Genomic DNA, 22,922 nt, shown 5'->3' on the forward strand with positions numbered 1-22,922 from the left:
CGATGCCGGAGACGCCGATCACCATGCCGGCCTGGTTGGAGCGGGGCATGGTTGACTTGTTCCCTTCAGGCCAATGGGGGGATGCTGATCAGCAACTTGCGACTCGTCTTGATGAGGCTCGAGAACAAAACCGGCCCCTAAGGGTCAAGCTTGGTATTGATCCCACTGGTCGTGATATCCATCTGGGACACAGCATCCTGTTTCGCAAACTCAGAGCTTTTCAGGATGCGGGCCATACAGCAGTTTTGATTATTGGCGATTTCACTGCACGAATCGGTGACCCAACCGGCAAGAGCAGCACCAGAGTGCAGCTCACCTCTGAGCAGATTGAGGCCAATGCGACAACCTATCTTGCCCAGCTGGGTCAGGGGCAGTCAGCGGAAAGAGCGCTGCTCGATTTCACAACCCCTGGGCGCCTGGAAGTGCGACGTAATACTGAGTGGTTGGCTGACTTGGATTTGCCCGAGGTGATTGGTTTGTTGGGCACTGCCACGGTTGGGCAAATGCTGGCTAAAGAAGACTTTGGCAATCGGTATGGCTCAGGTGTTCCGATAGCTCTGCATGAGTTTCTGTATCCCCTCTTGCAGGGTTACGACTCGGTAGCGGTGCAGGCAGATGTTGAACTTGGGGGGACTGATCAGAAATTCAATGTCGCCATGGGGCGGGATCTTCAGCGTCATTTCGATCAGCGCCCTCAGTTTGGGCTCCTACTCCCAATCTTGGCTGGCCTGGATGGGGTGCAGAAGATGAGCAAGAGTCTCTCTAACACTGTGGGACTGAATGAGGACCCCCTTTCCATGTATTCCAAGTTGGAGAAGGTTCCTGATGCCCTTGTCAGCAGTTACGTGGTTTTGCTTACCGATCTCGACCCTGAAGCTTTACCTGTCAATCCGCGTGAACGGCAGAAGGCCATGGCTCTTGCGGTCACGGCCAGCCGTCATGGCATCGCGGCGGCTGAAGCAGCCCAGAATGATGCAGCCAGATTGGTTTCCGGCTCTCAAGATGACGCTGCATCTGTGCCAGAAGCGTTGCTTTCGGATGTGAATTTTCCGGCCAAGGCCTTTTATCTGCTAAGTGCGATTGGCCTTTGTGCGAGCAGTAGCGAGGCTCGGCGTCAAATCAAGGGTGGTGCGGTACGCCTGGATGGCGAAAAAATTACCGATCCCAATTTGGAATTCACTGACTCCAGCCTGCTGATGGGCAAGGTGCTGCAAGTGGGCAAGAAAACCTTTCGTCGTTTGACGCGTTGAGTGAAGGACCAACCCCTGCTGTGATGACCTCGCCATTGACTCCTGCCGATCAACTGATCATTGCTCTTGATGGCATGGAGCGGGCTGAGGCCCTTGCATTCAGCTCAAAGTTGCCAGAGGTCAGTTGGGTCAAGGTGGGCCTGGAACTGTTTGTTAGTGCGGGGCCAGAGGTTTTGGCTGATCTACGTGAGCAAGGGTTGCGGATTTTTCTTGATCTCAAGTTTCACGATATCCCTGCCACCATGGCAGGAGCTTGTCGCCGAGCGGCGAGCTTTGGCGCTGAGTTAATCACGGTGCATGCCTGTGCTGGCCGTGCTGCCCTTGCTGAAGCTCAGAGGGCTGCTTGCGAGGGGGCTGCGGAGGTTGGCTTGTCAGCACCCCGGCTGTTGGCCGTCACTGTGCTCACCAGTTGGGATCAGAAGCGTCTAGCGAATGAGCTGTGCATTCCTCAGTCTCTTCAGGCCAGGGTGGAGTGGTTGGCTGAGTTGGCAGCGGAGTCAGGGTTGGGCGGCTGCGTGTGTTCTCCCTGGGAAGTCAGCGGCTTACGCCGACTTCATCCCTCGCCATTTGAGTTGGTGACTCCTGGTATTCGCCCCTCGGGGGCTGAATTGGCGGATCAGGTCAGGGTCATGAGTCCTGCAGCGGCGCTGAATGCAGGAGCTTCACGTTTGGTGATTGGCAGGCCGATTACCCGTGCTGTTGATCCGGCAGAGGCGTTTGCACGCTGCTGCTTTGAGATTGAACAGCGTCAGCTGGACTGACCGAGGCGAGGTTCGGTGCCCGCCAGTAAGCGTTGCAGATTGGAGCGGTGTCGCCACACCACCAATGCCATGGCGGCAAAGGCCACCGCCAGGTACGCCGGCGGTGAGTTGCCTTGAAAGCGCAAGATCATCAGCAACGGCAAGCTGAGGGCGGCGATTATGCTCGATAACGACACGATCTTGCTGAAGCTCAGCACAGTGAGGAAGATGCCGAAACAGGCCAGCCCTACAGGCCAGGAGATGCCTAGCAGCATCCCCAGACCTGTTGCGACAGCTTTGCCACCTTTCCATCCCAGCCACACAGGCCAGATGTGACCTGCCAAGGCTGCTAGGCCTGCCGCAACTTGCCAGCCATCATCCAGCTCAAGTGCCCTAGCAACAAGTACGGCGATTGTGCCTTTACCAACATCGATAAGGAAAACGGCCAGGGCAGGACCTTTACCTACCTGGCGCAGCACATTGGTGGCCCCGGTTGATCCAGAACCCTTCTCACGCAGGTCAATTCCTGCCAGCCATTGGGCTGCAAGATATCCGCTGGGTATTGAACCGAGCAGATATCCCATGATTAGGGAGAGAAGACTCCCAAATAGAGAGTTGAACATCATCAGAGCAGTTCTTCGTCTTCGAACCGTTCTTGCGGCCCAGCTGCAAAGGCTAGCCAGAGAGGGAACTGAAGCACGGGGATCTCTACGCTTCGTTGGGCTGCATCAATCAGGATGAGGGGAACTTCCCCTCGTTCCTCAAGTCGGTCGGCGCGTTCTACAAGAGCTTCGCTGCGTTCAAAAAGAACAATGCCGCTGCTAGGGCCGAAGTCTTCTCGAGCGAGGCCTAGAGCATCTTGAAGGCCACGTCGCCATTCGCCAAGCCGCTCTGGTTCGCCGGCAAGCACCAGGCTTTGGAATCGGTCGCCATAGAGTTCACCGAGGATGGCAATCAGGGCTGCAGCCACAAGGATGTTGCGTGTTCGGCTGTTCCTGCTTGGCTGTGCTCCTCGCCCACCCTGATTGAAAAACCAGTCTTCTAGAAGTTCTTTGTCCCTGGGATCAAGGCTGCGTCGCAATTTCCAAGGATCGGCGTAGAAGTCTGGTTGACTTAGAAATTGCTCCAGACATTCACGGATCAGGCTTTCGTCTGGTTTAAAGGTGTCAGCAACAGCTAGGGCGTTGTCCTGAGCGACTGCTTCGGGCGTTGATTTGGGTTGGTCTAGGGGAGAAGGTTGGACCACAACAGGCTGCACAACCAGTTCAAGTTGCTCCACTGATTGGGCCAGGTCTTGCAGAGCGCCTGTGAGGTAGTCCTGGAAGCCTTTGACCCGCCTGGCAATAGCATCGGACTGGCCAGCGAAGGAACTGCTGAGCTCCTTTTCCAGTTGGGATTTGCGGTTGGAGAGGTCTTTGATTTCTGCTTCGAGTTGATCGCGATGTTGCTGCAGCTCCGTCAAGGCCACTTGCAGGAGAGGAGCAAGATCTGGTTTGTCTTGAGGAGCAGCTAGGAGATTGGATTGAGAGTCTGCTGAGTTCTGCGAGGGCTGTTCAGACGCAAGCTGTTGAGGAGAAGGCTGTTGAGGCGATAGCTGTTCAGGAGAAGTCTGCCCAGGGGGAGGCTGTTTGCGGAGGGGGAGGTCGGCTTCAGGCATGAACCAGGCAGGCAGTGGTGGTCTTGCTCTCAGGAGAGATGTTGGGTCTGTTTGGGGAGTTAATGAGAGAGGGCCGATCTGAACCCATCACTGATTTGGGGGCGATATGGGGGCAAGCAGGATTTGTCAATAGCTGTGCGTTTGCTTGTGGGCCTTGATGACATCAGCTGAAAAGAATCTGGGTGAGCAACACATCCATCAAAGACACTGTGACCAGGGTCATCACAACAGCGCCAGTGGTGCTGGTGCCAACTTCTTTTGGACCACCACGCGTTGTGAGGCCCCACCCGCAAGCCAGAACAGCAATCTGAAGGCCGAACACCAATGATTTGATCAGCATGAATGGCAGGTCGTCCGGAGTCAGCCAAGTGCGCACGGAATTCCAGAAGACCTCTGGTGGAATTTGATAAAGATTGGTGCTGCTGACCTGGCCGCTCCAGAGGGCTATGCCGAAGAACAGAATGCATTGCACTGGTGCCATGACCACCATGGCGATCACTCTTGGAACCACCAAGTACTCAACCGGTTCGGTTCGCAACATGGTGATGGCATCGATCTGTTCAGTGACCTTCATGGTCCCCAGCTGAGCTGCATAGGCCGTGGCTACCTTGCCAGTGAGCAGCGTGGCGGTGAGCAGAGGGGCGATTTCCCTTGCCATTCCAATGGCGAGAATCCCTCCTACCGTGGATCCAGCACCTTGTCTGCTCAGCTCTGCGGCGACCTGGATGTTGAAGACCGTTCCTGCGGCTAAGCCTGTGATCAGCACAATCAGGAAGCTGCCTGGACCGGCCTCCATCAGCTGATCAAACAGGTCGATCTTGTTGATACGACCTCGGGCGGTGGCTGCCACTGCCTGGCCTCCGATGATGAGGCTGCTGCCCAGTCGCTTCAGCCAGCGAGGAGTCGTCATGACATGGCTGCCTGGTTGTGAGAGTTCCTTTCGGGCCAGCCTCGCATCACCACAAGACCCAACGCCACAAGTACTGCGGGAATCAATCCCATGCACATGCGAATGGTGATCAGAGCGGATTCGGGTTGATCCGAGTAGCTCAGTGCTCCGCCTGCTTCTACCACTGAGCGATAGCCAGACAGTGAAAGCAGAATGCCGAGTAGTTGGATGCTCACACCAATACCGATTTTCTGAACTAGCACCATCCAGGCGGTGTAGAGGCCTGCTGGTTTGTCAGGGTCAGCATCAATTGCATCTGGTAGCAGACACCAAGGGATCAGATAAGCATTTGCGGCTCCAAACCCCACCATGCCAATGGTGGCCAACAAAGCCATCAATCTCAGACCATCAGTGCCGGCTGTAGGCCAGAGGTTGGCGAGGGATGCATCAGCGGAGAGAGGGGGGAGCAGCATCGAAACAACACAAGCAGCGATCCATAGACACCCACCCCAGCACAGGGCCCTGATGCGCCCATGGCGATTGGCATACATGCTCCAGACCTGAAGGCCGATCAGGGCGCAGAGCTGGAAGGGCAGCAACATCCAGGTGGCCAGTTCTGCGGGTACGCGCATCAACTGAACCAGGTAAATCAGAGCAACTGGCTGCATCAACTGCAAAGCGCACCAGAGCAACAGGTAAAGCCCCAGAACTTTGAGGAAGCGTCTGTTGCTGATGATCCTCACAAGCTGTCGACGTAGGGGCTCGTGATGGCATCGGGGGCGCCTGGCGGTTTTTGTGAAAGGGGCCAACCCCCAGCAGCAGGCGAGGGTGGCTAAAGCTGCGATTGTGCCGGTGATGCGGCCCATGGCCAAGTAACCGTTGGCACCGTTGACCAGCAGTAAAGGCGTCACAATCAAGCCGCTTGCACCAGCGATGATTGATCCGGTGAATCTGGCTGCGTTGAGACGGTTGCGCACAGATGTGTCTTCTGTGAGCTCTGTGGAGAGGGCGGAGTAAGGCAGATTGACGCTGGTGTAGGCGGTCATCAGCAGAATCGCCATCACGATGTAATACATCGTTTTCTGGGCAACGTCTCCGGGAGGAACCCACCACATGGCAGCCAGGCTGATGCCTAGGGGGAGTGCTGCGCCAAGCATCCAGGGAATCCTTGGGCCCCAACGAGTTTGGGTGTGATCGCTCAGCCAGCCGATCATTGGGTCATTGATCCCATCCCAGAGCTTGATCACCATCAGCAGTGAGCCGGCAACAATGGCAGGCAGCCCGGCGGTCCCGGTAAAAAACACGAAGAGGTAGAAGCCGAGCAGAGTTGCTGCCAGCCCGGTGCCTGCATCGCCAAGGCCATAGGAGATCATCAGCCGGCGGCGTGATCCCTCTTGAAGCGCTGTGGAAATCGTCAAGCTGCAAAAAGGGGGATGCGCAAGGTCATAATGCAGGGGCACTGAACCGCAGATCCACTTCGTCTATCGTGATGGTTCTGCAGTACTAGTGCGGGCGTTGTGTAGTGGTAAGACCTCAGCCTTCCAAGCTGATGACGCGGGTTCGATTCCCGCCGCCCGCTTTTTTGATTTTGCCTTTTAGAGCTTGAGTTTTGAGGCGTATTCCTCTGCCAGCAAGATCAACATGCTGCGGTTCTGCAGATCAATGTCCTCTGAAGTCCATGCATGAGGTCTTGCGGGTAGATCATCAGGGCTAGGACGTGCTGTGTCCAGGATGCGGTGCCAGGCAGAAGTCGGTTCCGGCAGATCAAAGTGCATGGCTTTGCTGTAGGCGTTGAAGCCCATCCACATCACCGCACCGCTGAAGCCTCGATTCAGGCTGTAGCAGATGGTATGGGACCAGCTGCCCCAATCGGGCTTGTCGATCTCAACACCATGCCATTGCAGCCAGAGATCGTCTGGACTCTGCTGAAGACGTACGGGCATTTCTTCAGGGGGGTGATTGATGGGAGAGAAGAGTTCCGAAAGTTGGTGGCGAATCATGAGCAGCCTGCTGACGAAGAGGTGCAAATCCATATCGCATTGTTCAGGGTTCCAGAGCATCCAGCCGAGCGGGTTGTCCTGACACCAGCTGTTGTTGTTCCCCCCCTGGCTGCGGGCCACTTCATCTCCCATCAAAAGCATTGGCACTCCTCTTGAAAGCAGCAGGGTGGCGATCAGATTGCGCATCTGGCGATGGCGGAGGGCCTGCACGGCATGGTCACTGCAGGGGCCTTCAATGCCGTTGTTCCAGCTGTTGTTGTGATTTTCACCGTCGCGGTTGCTCTCTCCATTGGCGAGATTGTGTTTGCGGTTGAAACTCACCAGGTCATTGAGGGTGAAGCCATCGTGTGCTGTGATGAAGTTCAGGGAACGTCCCAGCGGAGCTGGTTCACCTTTGTAGAGATCAGCACTTCCGCTTAGGCGTTGTCCCATCCTCCAGGCGCTGTCTTCGTCTCCTTTCCAGAAGGCACGTAGGTCATCTCGGTAATGGCCATTCCATGTTCCGATTCGTTGTGCTGGGAAATCGCTAAGTCGATAGAGGCCACCGCAATCCCATGGTTCGCTAAACAGTTTTAAATCGCTGAGCTCTGGATCAGCTTCAATCTCTTCAAATAGGGGAGGGTCTTCGAGCGGCTTTAGGCCTTCGCCTCGGCTCAGGGCGATCCCTAGATCGAAGCGGAAGCCATCGACTCCTAGTTCGATGGCCCAGCAACGCATCGATTCGAGAATCAGCTGCCTCACGATTGGACGATTTGCGGCGATGCTGTTGCCGCAACCACTTACATCCAGGTATTCGCCACTGTCGTTTTGGTGGTAATAGAGAGCATCGCTGAAGCCTCGCCAGCTGAGTGTGGGGCCATCAAGGCTGCCTTCTGTGGTGTGGTTGTAGACCACGTCAAGGATGACTTCAATACCCTCGTCATGACAGGCCGCAACCAGCTCGCGAACTTGTTGGCGAGCCTGCAATGGATCGTCACCATGAACATATTTGGGATGGGGAGTGAACCAGTTCAGAGGGCTGTAGCCCCAGTAGTTGTCCCGCCCCGTTGGCGCATCAGAGGGATCGAAAGCAAAAATAGGTAGCAGCTCTATGGCCGTGATACCCAGTTGTCGCAGATAGGGAAGTTTGTCAATGAGTCCCAGGAAGGTGCCTTGACGCTGAGGTGTTACTTCTGACTTCGGGCCGCTGCTGAACCCTCCTACATGCAGTTCGTAGATCACGCTGCGGTTCCATGGGGTCCTGGGGCGTGGATGGGATGCGAAGTCAAAATGTTCTCGTTCGCACACCACTCCCTTTAGGCAGGATTGGATATTGGGCGACGATCCCTTGGCCTGTTCTCTTTGATAGATGTCCCAGCCACTGATGGCTCTTGTGCAGGGATCAAGCAGCACCTTGGAGGGGTGAAAGCTATCGCTGCCAGGGTTGTGGGGGCCGAAGATCCGATAGCCATAACAGCAGCCAGTTTGCAATCCTTCCACCTCAACATGCCAGTAGTCGCCGGATCGATGGCAAGGCTGGAGCTCGAGGATGTGTTCTGGTTGCGTGTCATTTGCATCGGCAAACAGCAGCAGCTCCACGCGCTTTGCAGTTGGGGCGGCCACAGAGAAATTGACGCCTCGTGTTGTGATCGTGCTGCCCAGGGGCCAAGGAGTGCCGAGATGCATCTTGCTTACAGCTGTGTCTGCGGCGAGGCAGAAAGCATTGGGCACAAGCGAAGAAGTTCAGCCCGTTTCACAATGTCATGACGTTGTCCCAAGCATTGGAGTCGGGCAATCCTCCAGAGCAGCTGAGCGGGCCCCTATGGGTTTTCCCACCCAATCGAGACTGTGACGGGGGGACAGCATGGTGGCTGGGATGTGACCCCGAACCCGTCTTAATCGACTGTCCGCCTTTAACGACAACCACTCTTGAGGCTCTAAAACAGCTCGCCTCGGGGCGCACGGCCCGGATCTTGCTGACCAGTCGAGAAGGGCATTGCAGGGTGCGTGCGTTTCAGGATGCACTCGGATGGCCTGTCTTGGTGCAGGAGCAGGAGGCTTATCTCCTGCCCGGGCTGACTTCGCTGGACAGCTTTGCTGATCAACACACCACCGCTGCGGGGCTGCGGCTGCTTTGGACGCCTGGGCCAACACCAGGGAGCTGCGTGGTTTTTGCTCCTGATCCTTGGAACGTACTTTTCTGTGGACGTTTGTTGATTCCTGTCGCGTTTGTTCAATTGGCTCCATTGGCGCATCGGCGGACTTTTCATTGGCCTCGCCAGCTCAGAAGCTTGCAAAAATTGCGCCAATGGATTCCTTCAGATTCAAGGCCTGTACTGGCTTCTGGTGCTCCCCTTGGGCCCCTCCGAGGAGAGAAATTGGCCCCATGGGATGCCTGGAAATCGCAGGCAAATCAGTGAATCAAATTGTTCAATTTTCGTATAAAGCGTTGCGCCACGGTCCCTTTCGGTTGCCGGCAGCGGCTTGAGTCCATACGATTAGCGCGAATCGGGATAGCAGGGACGGATTTCGTCTTCTGCTCTGTCACTGAACAGTTTCCGTACCATCACCCCTTTCCTATGAACAAAGCTGACCTGGTCAACCTCGTCGCAGCCCGTACTGAGCTAACGAAAACAGATGTCTCCTTGGTGGTGGATGCTGCCATCGATACCATCATCGATTCCGTAGTGGAGGGGAAGAAGGTCTCGATCCTTGGCTTCGGATCCTTCGAGCCTCGTGATCGTTCCGCTCGTCAGGGTCTGAACCCCAAGACAGGGCAGAAGATCAAAATCCCTGCCAAGCGTGTGCCTGCTTTTACCGCAGGAAAGATGTTCAAAGATCGCGTTCAGGGCTGATTGTTTAGCCCTTGTTTGCAGACGGGCGGTCGTCACGGCCGCCTTTTATTTGTGGGCCTACTGAGTCAGGGCTCCTTCCATTGATTCAATGGCCACGTCCTCTGAACTGCCTGATCATCTGTATGAGCAGATGGAAGCGGGGCAGCGCCTTAGGAATCAGGGCTATCGGGGCAGGTTTGCCCCGTCTCCGACGGGACCATTACACCTGGGCAATCTGTGCACTGCTCTGGTGTCTTGGTTGCAAGCGCGCTTGGCTAATGGGGCTTGGCTGTTGCGGGTGGATGACCTGGATCAGCCTCGCAATCGTGTGGGAGCGGTTGAGAGCCTGCAGCAGGATTTGCACTGGTTAGGCCTTGATTGGGATGGCCCCGTGGTGTTTCAGAGCCGCCGCCGTGGGCTTTACAACTCTTTCCTCTCGGCTCTGCGGCGTCAGGGCAAGTTGTATGCCTGTCGATGTAGCCGGCGAATGTTGGCTGATATCTCAGCACCAGCTGGGCGGCACTTGGTTTACCCAGGCACGTGTCGAGATCTGGAGCTGTTTTGGGGGTGGCATGAGGGCAGGCTGCCCAGTTGGCGTTTAAGGGTGAGCAAAGAGTTCTCCCATACCAGTGGGGACGTGATTTTGCGGCGCGCTGATGGCTTTATCGCTTATCACTTGGCGACGGTTGTTGATGAACTGACGCTCGGGATTAGCGAGGTGGTGCGCGGTGAAGATTTGCTTGACGCCATGAATGCTCAGCTTGCTTTGATCAATGCGATTTCAGAGCGGCCTGTGATCTATCGCCACGTGCCCTTGTTGTGTGATGACCAAGGCCGAAAGTTGGCCAAGCGCGAGGGACATGCTGGTTTGGACAGCCTGCGTTCCGAGGGACTGGGGCCTTCTCATGTGGTGGGCTTGCTTGCTGCTAGCCAGAGCCTTGTCCCTTTTGGTGCTGAACTCACGGCAGGGGAGTTATTGAGTGAGTTGAAGAAGAAGGAGGGGGTTCTGAAAAGCGTGCTGAAACCTTAAAGGCACAACGGCTCTAATTCTTAACGAAGCCTTCGGGATCACAAGCGCAAAAATGTATGAAAATAAATAGCCACTTAATGCACACAATCAATGTCGATCTGCCCTAACTGCGGAGGTAGTGGCATTCAACGCATCAGTCACCTGAGGTTTCGTACCTGCTTGGACTGTCTTGGCCAGGGGAGCGTCATAGAAGAGCTGAACACTGGTTACGCGCTGCAGTCTCCAGGTGGAGATCTTCAAGCAGAACAGACGATCAAGACTCCTATTGCTGCTCCTGTGGTGAGCTGATCGAGATTATTTAAGCTTTTGCAAGCGATTAAGACTATGCAGCTCCCTTAAGAAAGGGGAAGGTTGATCAATACATCAATGTTGTGCATTAAGACAAGTATGAGTTGAGAGCTTCAGTCAATTGAGCTCTAGTTTCTTGATGTTATTGGCAACGCTCAGTGGCGCGATCAAGCGCTTTAAACGCTTTCGCCAGTGGTATCTCTATGCACGCCAAGGGTGTTTCTAATTGCCACTAGGATGGCCGGATTTTCAAAACGCTTGTGAGCAACTGCAAGAAAGAACTAGAAGCAAGAAGAAGAGTGCCTCGCCAGGTGAGTCGCGATGGCATTGGATTCTCGATCTTCGCTCAATCAGAGGGCGCTGGTTGGTGTGATGTGGTTGCGGGGCAATCATCTGGCATCAGTTGATGAGAAGGCATTGACCATCGGCTTGGGGCTGCCAACGTGAAGTGACATTCAGTTGGAATCAATGAGCCCCACCTCTCGCATAAAGTGCGTTTCCCTTATGTCTTTGGTGGCTTTAAGCCTGGGATGGCAGGGAGCTCAGGCACAGGGCATGTTGCCCGGATGCCGACTTGAGAATGGCAGTCTTCAGTGCATTCCTGGGCTAACTGCTTCTCCGCAGGAACAGATTCATGTTTTAGAAGGCCGCATTTCAGAGGATCAAAAGTCTGAAGAGCAGGTCGAACAAAACATCGAGGGTTTAAGTCGTTTTGTTTTGGAAGGAGATGCTCTTGAAGGAGAACTGCTGAAGGCGGACCTGATACTGGATGGTGACGCCATTGAATCGGTTCACATTCACTGGTATCGCCGCAAAGGTAACGGACATTGGCAGCTTGTAGCGAACGCTTCTGAAACCACCTATCAGCTTGGAAGCGACGATCTAGGACGTTCTCTGATGGCCGTCCTGACTGTTTCTACAAGTGATGGGAATGTGAATCGAACTAATAGCAATGTGATTGGCCCCATTACTGCTAGATGATTCAGCTGATCAGGAGATTTCATTTTCTGCTTGGGCGGCTGCCTATCAATGACTTGAATAGACTTTCAATTCTGGCCGAGATCCATCAGCGCACTGATAATGAAGTCACTGCTTTTTTTTGAGTCAATGGCTAAAGCTTTTTCTCGCATGAAATTTATGATTCCAATGGTTTAGTTTTTATTTGGCCTCAAGATGAACAGCTATAGTGCGATATGCCACCAGCATTAAAGAATACCTTAGGTTTTAGGCGATAATATTTATCTTCTATTTCTTTTGATTGCTCATCATAAGGATGGCTTAGCACTTCTTGCAGCTCTTTCACTAGGGAATAGTTGCCCTCTTCGGCTTGCTGATAAACAGGGGCAATTAACCACTCTCGCCAAGTATATTTTGGATTAGTCAGTTTCATGGTTTTTGATGTTTCCGTTGAATTGCCTTTGTTAAGCACGAGGTCGCGCCAGCTTTGCAGCCAAGATTTCCATCGCTCATCGATTTGTTTTGAAGTTTGGATGTAGAAGCTCTTTTTTAATGTTGATAAATCATTTGGTATATGAGATAGCTCGCGAAAGAAGATGGTGTAATCCACTTTTGAATTGATCATTAATTGCAACAATTCCTCAAATAGATTGGAGTTGTATTCTTTCAAGCCAAGTTTAGCTGCCCACATTTTTTGGATTTGTTTATCCATGGCTTGTTCAAAGCCATCACGCACCTGGACAAACTCTTTTAGGGCTTTAGCATCTTCTTCAAGTAGCGGCCTTAAAGCTTTCCAAAACATATGATAATTTGCTTCCGCCGCGATTGGTTGATTGAAGTATGAAAAGTGTTTGCCGCCGCCAGTCCAAGGCTGAAATTTAGGATCAAAGAGTTCACAAAATCCAAATGGTCCATAGTCGAGGGTGAAGCCACCCGCGGCGCAATTGTCACTGTTGAAATTGCCTTGGCAGTAGCCAATGCGGAGCCAATTTGCTACCAATAAAGTAAGGCGATCACGAAATAGCCGCGCCAACTCCACCAATTGAACTGTAAAAGAAAGGGTTTGATTAATGTCATTTTTGTATTCTCGTTCAATTAAATGCGACACAATCATGCGCAACTCTTCTAATGCTCTTGGATGAGTATTGCTGCGAGCGCGACGCGCAAATAATTCTAGTTGACCAACTCGCAAAAAGGATGGTGCGACGCGAGTTGAAATTGCTACAGGATTCTCCACCAAAATATCAGGGTCGGTGGATTGAGAGTTTTGAGAATACCAAGGGCGGGTGATTGTCTCAGATTTAGAAACATAGAGTGTTAACGAACGCGATGTTGGAACACCTAAAGCCTGCATATATTCTTGCGCTAGAAATTCACGCACACTTGAACGTAGTACTGCGCGTCCGTCGGCACCACGGCAGTAAGGCGTTGGACCACCACCTTTTAATTGCATTTCCCAGCGTTGGCCATTAATGATCCCTTCAAATACAGATATCGCTCTGCCATCGCCATATCCATTACCAGTACCAAATGGACATTGTTGGGTGTATTCTCTGCCATAAATCGATAGTGCATAACCAGTTGCCCAGCCAACCTGTCGCATAGGCTCACGCGTAGCAGAGAGATCACCTGAAAATAACTTGCAAAATTTTTCATTAAATGCCAGCTCGTTGCTCAAGCCAAGTTCATTAAAAAATGTGCTGCTATGAGTTACATATTCTGGGTTTTTAAGCGGCGTGGGTGTTACAGGTACGAAATGACCAGAAAAAACTTGTCGGGCAAGGTGATCATCACCATCTACCGTGGAATCAGGGTCAGTATTTAAGCTATCCATCAGAGAATAATCCGCCAGCTTCTCAAACTCATCGACTGTCGTTACCCAGCGAGAAGCAGATGATTCAGATGGATACGACATTCTTGTTAAAAGTGACTTAGAAGGTTCGCCAACGGTCCTCTATGTATTTTGAACATTAGCGTATAAGCAAAAACGTTGAGTCTAAGGAACTTCTCTAGTGTGTTTTCTTGAAATTCTTTTTGCTGCAGTGGGCTGCTAAGCCTGATCTAGGCATCAACCCACCTTAGTATTCAACGATTACTCTTCTAATGGCTTTAAGCCCTTTGTTTTTTTGGTGGGTAGAGGTGTGCTGTCTTCACATAAAGGATGCGGGAACACGTTGCACCAAATAACACTATTGAGCCTGCAAGAAGAACGTTCCAAAAGAAAGGAGGGATATCAAAAAGAAGGTAGTGGAGAATCATCCAGCTCACCCATGCTTAAACAGCACTTCTAGATATAGCAATGCAATGCCATCCTGGCTGCTGAATCCAGCCCTTACCCGCTCGATTCGTTATCGGGGGTACTGGTTTGGTGTGGGATGCCTGAAGGAGAAGCCTTTTGATTTGAATGCCACCGTATACAGAGAGAAGACCTGTCTCCCATCACTGCTGAGGTCTACACCCTATGGGTAAACAAGAGAGAAGAGCACGCTTCAAAGCGATGACGAGCTCTGAGAGGAAAGCTCTGATCAGGAAAAAAATGAAAGCGGCAGGGCTAGTAGAAGGCAGTGGGGTACCTGGGACAACCTTGTCTTCATACGATCAAGAGCAAGTAAGGGAACTGATCCGAATTACCAGCTGTTTCCCTGAGATGCGGAGCGATTAGGGGGGTGCACTCCACCGTTAGCAAGGGGCCAGCCTGTTGGATCACGACCTCTAACAGGATTTTGGTTCTTTTGTCTGACCAAAATTGACACTGTGACCCCTTTCCGTCTCCGTTGAATCGTCACTAGGCTGCGCCTGACGCAATCACCAAGACATGGTTCGCTCGTTGACAACCGCTGCAGCGGCAGCAGTTCTGATGTGCACCCCTGCGATGGCATGCAGCAATCAGTCTGAGCAATTGGTTTCACATTCTCAAGAGAGTGACGTGTACTTCCGGCGCAAGAGCAACCAGCCGCTGGTGAATGAACAGACCAGTATTGATGCAGAGAACTGCACTGCCAACGCAGATGGAGGTTTCACCTGTGATACCAAGGTGGTTAACCCCGTAAGCCCAGATAACAAATACAGGAACTAAGTGGACAAAAAGCCCTTTTGGGAACCAAGGATGATCTGGCGTGCGGTTGTGATCGATGTCGTGCTGTGCGTGCTCATGCTCACCCTCTCGGTTATGTCTGATGAACAGTTCTGGCGTGTGTTCTATGCATCCGGTTCCCTGCTAGCGATCATTGATGCGATATGGGCATCGCGTGTACTTGATGCTGTCGAGGAAGAGCAAGACTAAACAAACAGCTGACGTCACTCCATCGTCTAAGGCTCATCGCTAGGCACGTCAAAACCATGAAAAAGGCGCCCTCATCGAGCAGCGCCCATACCGACAAACTTGTGTGAGGAGTGTCGTGTTTCGATGCTACTCCTCTATTGGGCTCTTAATCAACGAAAAAGTGAGTGTGTGAAGAGTGTTCGTTCTTTGTCATCATATTTTGATTAAAAAATCTTTTATAGTTCAATCTAAAGCTGATGAGTTTAAGAATCGACTGAATTGAATAAAGCTGATGCGTCAGGCTGAAAACAGATAGAATCAGTTAATGTTGCTCAGTCTTCTTAAATCTTTCGTCAATATTGGATTGATGTTCCAAGCGCTATGAGCGTTTCTGCCAGCGCTATCGCCATCACAGTAAAGCTGCTCCAAAGTGCCATTGGGGTAGCCGCATGCTCAAGCGACTGGTGAGCAGTGCAAGAAGATCTAGAAGCAAGAAAAAAAGTTCTCACCAGGCCAACAACGACTGCCTTGGGCTTGGGATGTAAGGCTCAATCAAATTCCTGAGGATTGGCATCAACTTGCAGTGAGATTTAGAAAAGCCAATGGAATCAGAATGTTCTTATGTGAACGGATTAACTTGTGTGTCAAATGCTTCAATTCAAGCAGGCATCTATATATATGATTAAGTCAATTCGTTTCTAGGGTATGACAATTCAATTTAAGCCTTTGCATATCGCGGGGGTATCTCTCCTTCTTTCGTTTTTTGGCTTTGCAAATATTGCTGCCAAAGCAAATGAAACTTTGCAAGTGTTCGACACCAACATCACTCTCGAAGAGGTAAAGGCGGCACAAAGAGGATGGTGTAGTGCTCTTTTAGCAATCAGCAAAGCCTATCAGAAGGGTGGCTATGAACTTGCAAAAGACAGAGCTGTAGCTGTTATTGATGGAGCCTATGCTTATCAGTACGGGCCTGTCGCATTCAAGCCTACTTATGCAGTTGGCGATTCTACATTCCGCCACACCCGGGATGGAGCAATAGCGTATTTTGTGGGTCCTGATCCAGATATCGATCGCTTCGGGCCTAAGCAGGGCTTCGCAACATACAGGAACTGGAAGAAGTGTGAAATTATGAATGATACCATTCAGCTAATGGGCGATACTGCTAATACTATGGGTTTTGTAAAACTAACAGATTCCAATGGTGAAGTAGCAATGCCAGAAAAAACATGGACCTTTTGGCAGCCAAAGCCTGGAATTGTACGAATAGTGCTTCACCATTCGTCTACCCCTTTCGACACTTTCCAATAAATTAAACTGAATTAGTGGTGGCGAGAAAATTCGTGGAAAGGGTAGTCACTCCCTAAGAGTTTCTTTTTTCTCTTTCTGCACCTTTGCACTCGAGCCATTCACCGCATCAAAAGCATCAGCCAGATCGCGAGTCATAAACCTGGCATAGCTGCCCATATGCACTTCCCAGCTATGGCCCATCGCATCTGCCATTTGCTTTGGTTGTAAACCTCTGGCATGTCCTGCTGCGCTATAGCGATGACGAAATGAGTAAGGCGTTAATTTCTCGCCCTCAGCTCCTGCTCTGTTGCTTTCTTCCACTACTAGGGATGATTCCTGTAAGAGCGGCTCAGCTTCCAGGCCTCACGCCGCTAGCACTCGCATGCTTTCAATCTGGTCAGCTCAACGCATGCCAAGCCGCTTTACTGCGGGCCGAAGCCCTGCAGAGACGAGCAGGAGCTCAGAGCAACTATTCCTGTCAGACCTTGCTGCTTGGCTTGCAAGCCGATGTGATCATGAGTCAACTTCGAGCTGGACGTGGTGATGATGCTGTGATCATGCTGGAGGAGGTCAGGAACAGTTGTCGAGGCTTGTGATCTAAGAGAGCAGAACTAGTGATCTCTTGAATTGCTTTTAATCGTCTTTATTGTTAACCAGTTAACCCTGACCGTCAGCGTAAATATTGTCTTGACTCTCGTGCGCTTCTTGATAGCCCAGGGTGGATGCAGCACAAGCCTTGCTCACTGATCCTTGCAGCAGGGCTTGGCAAAGCTGGCCATAGAAACATTAGGATTCCTATTCTTGGAGCTACAGCTGAGAAGACTTTGTTTTTTATTTCGTTGCAGATAGGAAGCAGTTCATACACAGCTTTTGGAGTAATCACATCTTTTGTTGCTGCTTGACCAATCTCTAAGTTTGTGAATTGTAATGGATCTGTATCAAGACAATGCAATGGCTCGCAGCGTCTAATCTAGTTTGCCAGTGGCCCTAAAGAACCTTTCCTGCTTGTCTATTGACTTTCAGTATTGAGCTTCTTGCCCGCGATTAGCTCTATGAAAAACTATAACTTTGTTGATTAATGACTTAAAGCATGCCTGCAAAATCCAGGGTATTTGCATACTCGGGTCGCTGATAATCATGGGCCTCCTTAATGTTCTGCCCTTTCAAGTCTGGTGAGCTGATGCTATAATGGTTTTTAAGGGTTAAAGCTCTTTTCCTGCCTCCTTCCACCGTCGACACTTGTTAATGATGGAAGCTGTGATCTACTTGTTGATCCATGTTCAGAGATCTGCTCCTTGCGTTGCCTGTTGAGCAAGACATTTTGATTCAAATTGTGTTGGCGTTTATCGGCCTATTTGTTTGGCTGTGGGCCGTTGGCAGAGGAGGTAGTTGGGCTTTTGGTGCATTTGTAGTAGCGCTTTGGTTCTTAACAGCGATTGGGCTGATTAGCTGGAATTTTTCGGAATAGCAAGCAGCTCAATCCCCCCCTTATGGATAGAGGTTTGCGGAGAAAACACTTGTTTTTCAATCCGCTTGAACAAGCCACAGGTGTTGTATTTCCATGCAAGTGCTGAGTCTGTCGCCGTTTAAGCCTTGTGATCCTTCGCTGCTTGCTAATCGCGCCAACCATGCTTTGCATGGCTTGAGTCGAGCTGTTCTGTTCCCTTGTGCTTTCTTGGCGCTTTGCGGGGCTGGGCTCATCAATGAGGCTTGTACTTCAATTCATGTTTGCAACAGCGAAAGCATGAAAAGGCGCTAGTCTTAATAGACGTTTGCTTTTGCGATCAATGAATTCTGCACTCTCAAGAAGTTCAGGCCTCAACTGGGCTCAGAAGACATTGGCCACTCTGTTTGCGTCGACTCTCTTCATTTATGGCTTGGATCGCACAGTACCAGGCGTTCACAACTTCTTGATGGGTGCCTTCTCCTGCCACGGTGGCTGAGTCTCTAGTTTGAATAGTCAATTTGTATTCAAAGACCCGGATTTTTGATCCGGGTCTTTTTTTGTGCGGGCAAAAAATCAAAATGGGCTATCAAAATTGCGTTGACGTTCAAGGAACAGCAGATGATCCTTTTAGAAAATAGTTTGCTATTAACACCATAATCCTGATGTGGATTGTGCTCTTCAGAGCAAGGAAATTTGCATGAGATGAATCATGTCTATCCCTGTGTAGAGGCACAGTCTCAGCTTCAGCCAGTTTTCGCAGCGTTAAAGCTCAGATCAAAATAACCCCTTCGTTTTCAAGACACGCTCCAGAGATTCCTGCTTTGCTTAGCTGGAGTCGAGACAGCTTTCAGAAGCCTCTGGCCTGAAAGAACGATTGATTGCCAACATCACCTTCTTTTGTCTTTGTCATGGCCTCAATCTCGTCAGTTTGAGATTCTCTTGAGCTTGCTGACGGGGCTCATCAGCTAGATGGTTAAACCAGAGATTGCTTGGAGGTAAGGGCGTAGCGTTTGCCGGGTTCTGGGTCAATGAAATTGACCTGAGCAGGCATCATTTCGGCAACGTCTTTTGCTGATCCCTCCATCTGCATAAAGCTGCTCAGCAGCCCCTCGAAGCGAACATTCCCTCCAGCAGTGCTAGCAAGGACGGTGCTTGGCTCAAATCTTTTGAGCAATTCAGGCAGGACTTGACGGCCTTTCACAAAAGCACCTGCAAGAGGCAGACCAAGATCAACCACCGGGGTGATCACCGCATCAACGGATTGTGATTCGATTTTGCTGTCGAGAAAACCATGAGGTTCAAGGTAGATCTTGCCGTCAGCATGGCTGATGAAATAACCGTTTTCGATCGAGGGCACCATGGCTCCAGCGGTCGCGCGGATGGTGAGTCCAGCGATGTTGGTGCTCTCTCCAGGATGCAATGGCGTTACTTGTGTAAACCCCAAGCGCCCAACTAGTTTTGCGGCCGAGGGGGAGCCAACGATCTTGAGATCTCTGGGAAGAAGTTGCAGTGTTTCTGGGTGGGCATGATCTGGTAAACCCTGGCTTAAAAGCAGCAGATCAAGGTTGTCAGGCACAGCCCAGTCGCGGGGCAGCCGGCCATTCAGCAACCAGGGGCCTGGTGGGAAGGAGAGTTGGCCGGTGAGCCAGGGATCCACTAATACCCTGCAGGCACCAAACTCCAGCAACCAACCGTTGGCACCAAAATAGGTCGCTGCCAGGTTCATGATCTGCTCAGGCTCTGAGATCTGACCCTATCGGGGATCTGGTATCGATTGTTGGATGCACCCGTCTTGCAGGTAGGAATTCTTTTAACTGGCAGCTGCCATCTCCTTTTAAAGAGATCATGCTCTGCATGGCGATCATGTCCAAGTCGCATGCTGTTGAGTCGTGATCTGTCGTTGATAGAGCTAGGCATGCGAGCTCTGCCTTAGAACAATCAAATTTTGGTGCAGGCCTCTTTCTCAATGAACTTTCATCCATTGATAACGCCTGCCCTCACAAGTAAAGACGACCATCCCAACTTAATCGATTGGCGAGACATCTGCTTCGGAAGTCGAATATTTAGGCGACTCATTAAGAGCCTTTTAAGGTGGCTGGAAAATAAAAAAAGTATTAATAAGCCAGTAGAGATTGGCTTGGAATTGTGATGATTGTTTGATTTATTGCGCTTGCTCAATTCATCTATTCTCCCTAGAATACCGCAGATCTAGCTTCATTCTCTTGGTTGTTTAGAGGTATCTTTTGATCTGTAAATCTTGTGAAATGATGATATAAAATGCATGCTAAATTCGAAGTCAAGCATTTGCAGGCTTTTGCTTTGATGTAGAGATGGCGAACAAAAATCTGGGTAGATCTATTGCTATCACATCAAACTGATCAGATTGTCCGATCGTGAATTCCGTCAGGAATGGCGCCTGTTGTAATTTTTAGCGGAGCCCAGCTTCATTTTTTCTAAATGTGGTAAGGTTCGGCGTCTTCAAGTAAAGGCTGCTAAAAAATTATGCCTCCAGTTCTTGGCAGTTTCGGCTCCCCTGTCATCGTCCTTACCGGGACTCTCGGTTGGCAGTTCTATTTGGTATGTGTCTTCGTGATCGTTGGCCTTATCCTCACTGGTTATATCTTGCCCTCTTCCGGCGTGTATGGCTCTCTGAGAGGTTGGGGCACAGGGACTCCATGGCTGGTCGGCATTGTGCTGCTGGCTAGCGTTGTGACGGTGGTAGAGGTGGCTCGCGGTCTGGTTGGCCCCTCCTTGGCTGTTGGCCTATTTATGCTGATCCTTGGATTGCTTGTCCTCGACCAGTTGGGGCGGCAACTCTCTAGGTCTGGTGGTTGATTGCTCGCCAATTTTCTTCTTGGTGCTCGCATGAGCAGTTAGATCTAAATTGATAGGCACTTTTCATTGATACTGATTGGATCAACCAATCTCTCAGAAGTATCATCACTGGATTTAATTAGCGTTGATATCACTAAAAAGCCCAGCTTTTAAAGCTGGACTTTTTTTATTGTTTTTCCCCTATAGCGTTTTCGACTTTTTGTTTTCGTGATCCACCGCTTTTGGCAGGTTCTTGCATCTTCATCTTCATTTGAGAGGCAGTGGGCTGGCTGTATACCACTGGTGAGTTTGATCACATGGCTGATTGCTTAAGCATGCTTCTAGTGCTTTCACTGTCTTCAGGCTGATGTCAGTGACATCTGGGGCTTCAATAGCAGGTGCGCTATCAGCATTATTAGATCAAACGAACCTTTAGGGATCACCAAGCGCATTCACAGTCTTGGCCGTTCTGATTAAGCAGGGTGGTATTGATGTGGTCACACAAAGCAGTTGTTCTTCTTGCCATCGTTGCTGCTGCGATGGGTAAGCGTGATGGACGAGCACATTGAGACCTTTCATGAGCTTGGTGGATTGCCTGATGGCTAGCTTTTTAAAGAGGTCAATATTGCCCCCAAGCTGAAAGCTGCCGAGTTCTTAGTGTCCGCACCAGAGTGCACAGGTTGCAGTCACAACAGCGATGACCAGTCCGCCCCATTTGATGACCTTCTGAGGAGCATTGAATGTGATGCCCACAAGGATTGCGGAAAGGTTGATCACCATGAGTTGATCAGCTGAAGGCGAGATGCCGAAAGGCCCTGCAGTGGCGAGCAAGTTCATCATTAGTGTTGACAGTAAAAAGACATTAGAGCAAATATCCTCTGGGATACAGTTCAGTTGTGTTTATTTTCCTGGGTTGAGTTAGCAAGGCTGCTCCCAATCAGATGGCGGCCTAGATAACCAATATTCCTTAGATATGAAACTTTTCATGGTAGTAGTGAAACAATTTAAACCTATTTGCTATAGGAATACAGGTGACACCTCGCGCAGGGGGGGATACTTCCTAAGTACCCATTTTTGGCAGGGATATCAAACTCTATTGCCAGTGATGGGATACTCGCGTTAGCAAGACCCTCAAGAGGGATGCAGGCTCCTAGCCTTGCCGGTGAGGGCTTCTTTCCCCAATCATTAGGAAGTTGTTGAGCGTCATGATCACCCGACCAAGTCGATTCGTGATAGTAGATAGGAGACTCACAATGGCGAATATATTTTTACAATGTTCATTGAATTGCTCAAAAATCGAATGATCACCCTCTAGCAGTATTGGCTGAGCAGTCGTCAAGAGCAGCGATTTGTTTTTAGGACACCTTTTGGTTGATAGGTCTGTATGCCGGCGTATTTGGCTTTAAGTGCTAACCAATTCATGCATAGGGGAAATCTGCTCAATCAAGTGTGCCAAGTTGTTCAGCTTCTGGATACCAAGGGCGTTCAGAATTATTCTGAGTGATGAGTGTTAATGACCTCGATAAAAAAAATTGTGGTGGCATTCCAGCAGAGCTTTCATTGGTGCACCTATTTGATCTTTTGTCTTGGCTAGGTGATTGGCCTGTTGAGATGCTTTTTCTTGCATTCGTTTTGCACTGGTCAGGAGCAACGCTTGGCTCTTAGCTCATCGCGTTGGTGTTGATTAAGATGGTTGTAAAGACTTTGGGGGCTGGTTGATTTTGAGGGATCGTTTTAAGCACCCAGAAAGCTCACGCCAACCTGTCGTCGTCGTGGACCGTCTAACTCCACCAGGATGACGTCTTGATATTGACCTAGCACGAGTTGGGCATCCTGGACAGAAACCGTGAGGTGATTCCCGAGCAGCAACGCCTGTAAGTGTGCATGGGCATTTCGCGGTTCATCCTCAGGGATATTGGGGCGAAGATGAAGGTCGTTGTGTTTCCAGGTCAAATCCGCTGGGGCCAATTGATTGAGCCAATGCTTGATGTCTTCAAGTAGGCGTTCTTCCCATTCGTTCACGATCAGGGCTGTGGTGGTGTGCAGACCGGCCAGCACCACAGCACCCTCCCTGAAACCGTGTTGCTCGATGAGTTGCTGTAGGGGTTCACTGATGCGATGAAAGGCCAATGGCCCTTCGGTCATCACCGTGATCAGACCCTTATTCCGCTCGAGAGTGTTGATCTCATCAGTAGGCATGGGGGCAAACCTTGTCAGTGATGAAATTAGCTGCATTGCTATTTTGTCGCTGAAAATTGGTTCCTATGTAAGTCAGTCTTTGCAACTACCTCTAGCTTCTGAAAGATGGACACAGCTTGGAGGACTGTTCTTTTAGCCATCCCATCATTCAGCACCCAAGCCGAGTCAATCGAATGGAATAGTCATTTCTCGATTAAAGATGAGCGCTTTTGATTTCTGGATTTTATTGAAGGATGCTTGTCGTAAATGGATATGTGCGTGATCGTCTAAGTGCGCCAAAAGGGGGTCC

General features: G+C 50.8%; 26 protein-coding genes and 1 tRNA gene. 16 read left to right on the top strand and 11 right to left on the bottom strand.

Annotated features, from left to right (window positions below; translation table 11 throughout):
- The first annotated feature begins 2 nt into the window (after window positions 1-2).
- A complete protein-coding gene (gene tyrS, locus SIB79_RS01370) occupies window positions 3-1,250 on the top strand; it encodes a tyrosine--tRNA ligase (RefSeq protein WP_063403616.1) in 1,248 nt (415 codons plus the stop codon).
- 23 nt (window positions 1,251-1,273) lie between these two features.
- Window positions 1,274-2,011, top strand: coding sequence for an orotidine-5'-phosphate decarboxylase (gene pyrF / locus SIB79_RS01375; protein ID WP_063403803.1), 738 nt, complete (start codon window positions 1,274-1,276; stop codon window positions 2,009-2,011).
- On the opposite strand, the gene plsY is transcribed toward pyrF, so the two are convergent.
- From plsY to SIB79_RS01395, 4 genes are all read right to left on the bottom strand, one after another.
- Complete coding sequence (gene plsY / locus SIB79_RS01380; protein ID WP_063403617.1) at window positions 1,999-2,613, bottom strand: glycerol-3-phosphate 1-O-acyltransferase PlsY; 615 nt, start codon at window positions 2,611-2,613, stop codon at window positions 1,999-2,001. The genes pyrF and plsY overlap by 13 nt on opposite strands.
- 2 nt (window positions 2,614-2,615) lie before the next feature.
- Entirely contained in the window at window positions 2,616-3,647 is a 1,032-nt protein-coding gene (locus SIB79_RS01385) for a DUF3086 domain-containing protein (protein ID WP_063403618.1), read from the bottom strand.
- Between the two features lie 163 nt (window positions 3,648-3,810).
- Entirely contained in the window at window positions 3,811-4,557 is a 747-nt protein-coding gene (locus tag SIB79_RS01390) for an MlaE family ABC transporter permease (RefSeq protein ID WP_063403619.1), read from the bottom strand.
- Window positions 4,554-5,909 carry an MFS transporter gene (locus SIB79_RS01395; protein WP_155724651.1) on the bottom strand — a complete coding sequence of 452 codons (1,356 nt, stop codon included), beginning with the start codon at window positions 5,907-5,909 and terminating at the stop codon, window positions 4,554-4,556. The genes SIB79_RS01390 and SIB79_RS01395 overlap by 4 nt, the downstream gene beginning before the upstream one ends.
- A 135-nt stretch (window positions 5,910-6,044) precedes the next feature.
- Between SIB79_RS01395 and SIB79_RS01400 the strand changes: the two genes are divergently transcribed.
- Window positions 6,045-6,115: transfer RNA gene (locus SIB79_RS01400), tRNA-Gly, on the top strand.
- Between the two features lie 16 nt (window positions 6,116-6,131).
- Here SIB79_RS01400 and SIB79_RS01405 read toward each other — a convergent pair.
- Window positions 6,132-8,201, bottom strand: a complete 2,070-nt coding sequence (locus tag SIB79_RS01405; protein ID WP_063403804.1) for a glycogen debranching protein — start codon at window positions 8,199-8,201, stop codon at window positions 6,132-6,134.
- A gap of 77 nt (window positions 8,202-8,278) precedes the next feature.
- On the opposite strand from SIB79_RS01405, the gene SIB79_RS01410 reads away from it, so the two are divergent.
- The 6 genes from SIB79_RS01410 to SIB79_RS01435 all read left to right on the top strand — a co-directional run bounded on the left by SIB79_RS01410 (window position 8,279) and on the right by SIB79_RS01435 (window position 11,648).
- On the top strand, window positions 8,279-8,935 hold the full coding sequence (locus SIB79_RS01410; RefSeq protein ID WP_063403621.1) for an MBL fold metallo-hydrolase: 657 nt from the start codon (window positions 8,279-8,281) through the stop codon (window positions 8,933-8,935).
- A 159-nt stretch (window positions 8,936-9,094) separates the two neighbouring features.
- Window positions 9,095-9,370 (top strand): HU family DNA-binding protein, encoded by a 276-nt coding sequence (locus SIB79_RS01415; protein ID WP_011130763.1) that lies wholly within the window; start codon window positions 9,095-9,097, stop codon window positions 9,368-9,370.
- Window positions 9,371-9,458: 88 nt separating this feature from the next.
- Window positions 9,459-10,379 (top strand): tRNA glutamyl-Q(34) synthetase GluQRS, encoded by a 921-nt coding sequence (gene gluQRS, locus SIB79_RS01420; protein WP_063403622.1) that lies wholly within the window; start codon window positions 9,459-9,461, stop codon window positions 10,377-10,379.
- Window positions 10,380-10,469: 90 nt separating this feature from the next.
- The gene (locus tag SIB79_RS01425) at window positions 10,470-10,667 is read left to right on the top strand and encodes a hypothetical protein (RefSeq protein WP_063399427.1); all 198 of its coding nucleotides are present in this window, start codon (window positions 10,470-10,472) and stop codon (window positions 10,665-10,667) included.
- A gap of 321 nt (window positions 10,668-10,988) precedes the next feature.
- Window positions 10,989-11,114 (top strand): hypothetical protein, encoded by a 126-nt coding sequence (locus SIB79_RS01430; RefSeq protein WP_268873545.1) that lies wholly within the window; start codon window positions 10,989-10,991, stop codon window positions 11,112-11,114.
- 21 nt (window positions 11,115-11,135) lie between these two features.
- Window positions 11,136-11,648: a hypothetical protein gene (locus SIB79_RS01435; protein WP_063403623.1), complete on the top strand. Its 513-nt coding sequence runs from the start codon at window positions 11,136-11,138 to the stop codon at window positions 11,646-11,648.
- Window positions 11,649-11,835: 187 nt separating this feature from the next.
- Here SIB79_RS01435 and SIB79_RS01440 read toward each other — a convergent pair whose 3' ends face one another.
- Complete coding sequence (locus SIB79_RS01440) at window positions 11,836-13,539, bottom strand: protein adenylyltransferase SelO (RefSeq protein ID WP_063403624.1); 1,704 nt, start codon at window positions 13,537-13,539, stop codon at window positions 11,836-11,838.
- Between the two features lie 900 nt (window positions 13,540-14,439).
- On the opposite strand from SIB79_RS01440, the gene SIB79_RS01445 reads away from it, so the two are divergent.
- The 3 genes from SIB79_RS01445 to SIB79_RS01455 all read left to right on the top strand — a co-directional run bounded on the left by SIB79_RS01445 (window position 14,440) and on the right by SIB79_RS01455 (window position 16,194).
- Window positions 14,440-14,700, top strand: coding sequence for a hypothetical protein (locus SIB79_RS01445; protein ID WP_063403625.1), 261 nt, complete (start codon window positions 14,440-14,442; stop codon window positions 14,698-14,700).
- Window positions 14,701-14,907: a hypothetical protein gene (locus tag SIB79_RS01450; RefSeq protein WP_041384534.1), complete on the top strand. Its 207-nt coding sequence runs from the start codon at window positions 14,701-14,703 to the stop codon at window positions 14,905-14,907.
- 684 nt (window positions 14,908-15,591) lie between these two features.
- Window positions 15,592-16,194 carry a hypothetical protein gene (locus SIB79_RS01455; RefSeq protein WP_063403626.1) on the top strand — a complete coding sequence of 201 codons (603 nt, stop codon included), beginning with the start codon at window positions 15,592-15,594 and terminating at the stop codon, window positions 16,192-16,194.
- 45 nt (window positions 16,195-16,239) lie between these two features.
- Here SIB79_RS01455 and SIB79_RS01460 read toward each other — a convergent pair whose 3' ends face one another.
- Entirely contained in the window at window positions 16,240-16,386 is a 147-nt protein-coding gene (locus tag SIB79_RS01460; RefSeq protein WP_236072630.1) for a hypothetical protein, read from the bottom strand.
- Window positions 16,387-16,391: 5 nt separating this feature from the next.
- On the opposite strand from SIB79_RS01460, the gene SIB79_RS01465 reads away from it, so the two are divergent.
- The 3 genes from SIB79_RS01465 to SIB79_RS01475 all read left to right on the top strand — a co-directional run bounded on the left by SIB79_RS01465 (window position 16,392) and on the right by SIB79_RS01475 (window position 18,116).
- A complete protein-coding gene (locus SIB79_RS01465) occupies window positions 16,392-16,769 on the top strand; it encodes a hypothetical protein (RefSeq protein ID WP_236072631.1) in 378 nt (125 codons plus the stop codon).
- 680 nt (window positions 16,770-17,449) lie between these two features.
- Window positions 17,450-17,641, top strand: a complete 192-nt coding sequence (locus SIB79_RS01470) for a hypothetical protein (RefSeq protein WP_011825258.1) — start codon at window positions 17,450-17,452, stop codon at window positions 17,639-17,641.
- 319 nt (window positions 17,642-17,960) lie between these two features.
- On the top strand, window positions 17,961-18,116 hold the full coding sequence (locus SIB79_RS01475; protein ID WP_196757079.1) for a hypothetical protein: 156 nt from the start codon (window positions 17,961-17,963) through the stop codon (window positions 18,114-18,116).
- Window positions 18,117-18,593: 477 nt separating this feature from the next.
- Here SIB79_RS01475 and SIB79_RS01480 read toward each other — a convergent pair whose 3' ends face one another.
- Window positions 18,594-19,346 (bottom strand): MBL fold metallo-hydrolase, encoded by a 753-nt coding sequence (locus SIB79_RS01480; RefSeq protein ID WP_063403628.1) that lies wholly within the window; start codon window positions 19,344-19,346, stop codon window positions 18,594-18,596.
- Window positions 19,347-20,122: 776 nt separating this feature from the next.
- Here SIB79_RS01480 and SIB79_RS01485 point away from each other — a divergent pair.
- Window positions 20,123-20,455, top strand: coding sequence for a hypothetical protein (locus tag SIB79_RS01485; protein ID WP_011825262.1), 333 nt, complete (start codon window positions 20,123-20,125; stop codon window positions 20,453-20,455).
- A 411-nt stretch (window positions 20,456-20,866) separates the two neighbouring features.
- Here the strand turns inward: SIB79_RS01485 and SIB79_RS01490 are convergent, their stop codons facing one another.
- From SIB79_RS01490 to SIB79_RS01500, 3 genes are all read right to left on the bottom strand, one after another.
- A complete protein-coding gene (locus tag SIB79_RS01490) occupies window positions 20,867-21,013 on the bottom strand; it encodes a hypothetical protein (RefSeq protein WP_196757611.1) in 147 nt (48 codons plus the stop codon).
- 75 nt (window positions 21,014-21,088) lie between these two features.
- Window positions 21,089-21,271 carry a hypothetical protein gene (locus tag SIB79_RS01495; protein ID WP_063403629.1) on the bottom strand — a complete coding sequence of 61 codons (183 nt, stop codon included), beginning with the start codon at window positions 21,269-21,271 and terminating at the stop codon, window positions 21,089-21,091.
- Window positions 21,272-22,168: 897 nt separating this feature from the next.
- Window positions 22,169-22,633 (bottom strand): secondary thiamine-phosphate synthase enzyme YjbQ, encoded by a 465-nt coding sequence (locus SIB79_RS01500; RefSeq protein WP_063403630.1) that lies wholly within the window; start codon window positions 22,631-22,633, stop codon window positions 22,169-22,171.
- Between the last annotated feature and the right edge of the window lie 289 nt (window positions 22,634-22,922).

This window comes from Prochlorococcus sp. MIT 1342, from assembly GCF_047304495.1.
GTDB lineage: Bacteria > Cyanobacteriota > Cyanobacteriia > PCC-6307 > Cyanobiaceae > Prochlorococcus > Prochlorococcus marinus_D.

Excerpts from the sequence above, each read along its gene's own strand:
- SIB79_RS01410 (WP_063403621.1), top strand. The coding sequence starts at position 8,279 with ATGACGTTGTCCCAAGCATTGGAGTCGGGCAATCCTCCAGAGCAGCTG.
- SIB79_RS01475 (WP_196757079.1), top strand. The coding sequence starts at position 17,961 with ATGAATTCTGCACTCTCAAGAAGTTCAGGCCTCAACTGGGCTCAGAAG.
- SIB79_RS01425 (WP_063399427.1), top strand. The coding sequence starts at position 10,470 with ATGTCGATCTGCCCTAACTGCGGAGGTAGTGGCATTCAACGCATCAGT.
- SIB79_RS01485 (WP_011825262.1), top strand. The coding sequence starts at position 20,123 with ATGCCTCCAGTTCTTGGCAGTTTCGGCTCCCCTGTCATCGTCCTTACC.
- SIB79_RS01395 (WP_155724651.1), bottom strand. The coding sequence starts at position 5,909 with ATGATCTCCTATGGCCTTGGCGATGCAGGCACCGGGCTGGCAGCAACT.
- SIB79_RS01390 (WP_063403619.1), bottom strand. The coding sequence starts at position 4,557 with ATGACGACTCCTCGCTGGCTGAAGCGACTGGGCAGCAGCCTCATCATC.
- SIB79_RS01405 (WP_063403804.1), bottom strand. The coding sequence starts at position 8,201 with ATGCATCTCGGCACTCCTTGGCCCCTGGGCAGCACGATCACAACACGA.
- SIB79_RS01470 (WP_011825258.1), top strand. The coding sequence starts at position 17,450 with ATGTTCAGAGATCTGCTCCTTGCGTTGCCTGTTGAGCAAGACATTTTG.
- pyrF (WP_063403803.1), top strand. The coding sequence starts at position 1,274 with ATGACCTCGCCATTGACTCCTGCCGATCAACTGATCATTGCTCTTGAT.
- SIB79_RS01460 (WP_236072630.1), bottom strand. The coding sequence starts at position 16,386 with ATGGCAGATGCGATGGGCCATAGCTGGGAAGTGCATATGGGCAGCTAT.
- SIB79_RS01435 (WP_063403623.1), top strand. The coding sequence starts at position 11,136 with ATGAGCCCCACCTCTCGCATAAAGTGCGTTTCCCTTATGTCTTTGGTG.
- SIB79_RS01480 (WP_063403628.1), bottom strand. The coding sequence starts at position 19,346 with ATGAACCTGGCAGCGACCTATTTTGGTGCCAACGGTTGGTTGCTGGAG.
- tyrS (WP_063403616.1), top strand. The coding sequence starts at position 3 with ATGCCGGAGACGCCGATCACCATGCCGGCCTGGTTGGAGCGGGGCATG.
- SIB79_RS01490 (WP_196757611.1), bottom strand. The coding sequence starts at position 21,013 with ATGAAAGGTCTCAATGTGCTCGTCCATCACGCTTACCCATCGCAGCAG.
- SIB79_RS01385 (WP_063403618.1), bottom strand. The coding sequence starts at position 3,647 with ATGCCTGAAGCCGACCTCCCCCTCCGCAAACAGCCTCCCCCTGGGCAG.
- SIB79_RS01440 (WP_063403624.1), bottom strand. The coding sequence starts at position 13,539 with ATGTCGTATCCATCTGAATCATCTGCTTCTCGCTGGGTAACGACAGTC.
- SIB79_RS01495 (WP_063403629.1), bottom strand. The coding sequence starts at position 21,271 with ATGAACTTGCTCGCCACTGCAGGGCCTTTCGGCATCTCGCCTTCAGCT.
- SIB79_RS01455 (WP_063403626.1), top strand. The coding sequence starts at position 15,592 with ATGACAATTCAATTTAAGCCTTTGCATATCGCGGGGGTATCTCTCCTT.
- plsY (WP_063403617.1), bottom strand. The coding sequence starts at position 2,613 with ATGTTCAACTCTCTATTTGGGAGTCTTCTCTCCCTAATCATGGGATAT.
- SIB79_RS01415 (WP_011130763.1), top strand. The coding sequence starts at position 9,095 with ATGAACAAAGCTGACCTGGTCAACCTCGTCGCAGCCCGTACTGAGCTA.
- SIB79_RS01430 (WP_268873545.1), top strand. The coding sequence starts at position 10,989 with ATGGCATTGGATTCTCGATCTTCGCTCAATCAGAGGGCGCTGGTTGGT.
- gluQRS (WP_063403622.1), top strand. The coding sequence starts at position 9,459 with ATGGCCACGTCCTCTGAACTGCCTGATCATCTGTATGAGCAGATGGAA.
- SIB79_RS01445 (WP_063403625.1), top strand. The coding sequence starts at position 14,440 with ATGGTTCGCTCGTTGACAACCGCTGCAGCGGCAGCAGTTCTGATGTGC.
- SIB79_RS01500 (WP_063403630.1), bottom strand. The coding sequence starts at position 22,633 with ATGCCTACTGATGAGATCAACACTCTCGAGCGGAATAAGGGTCTGATC.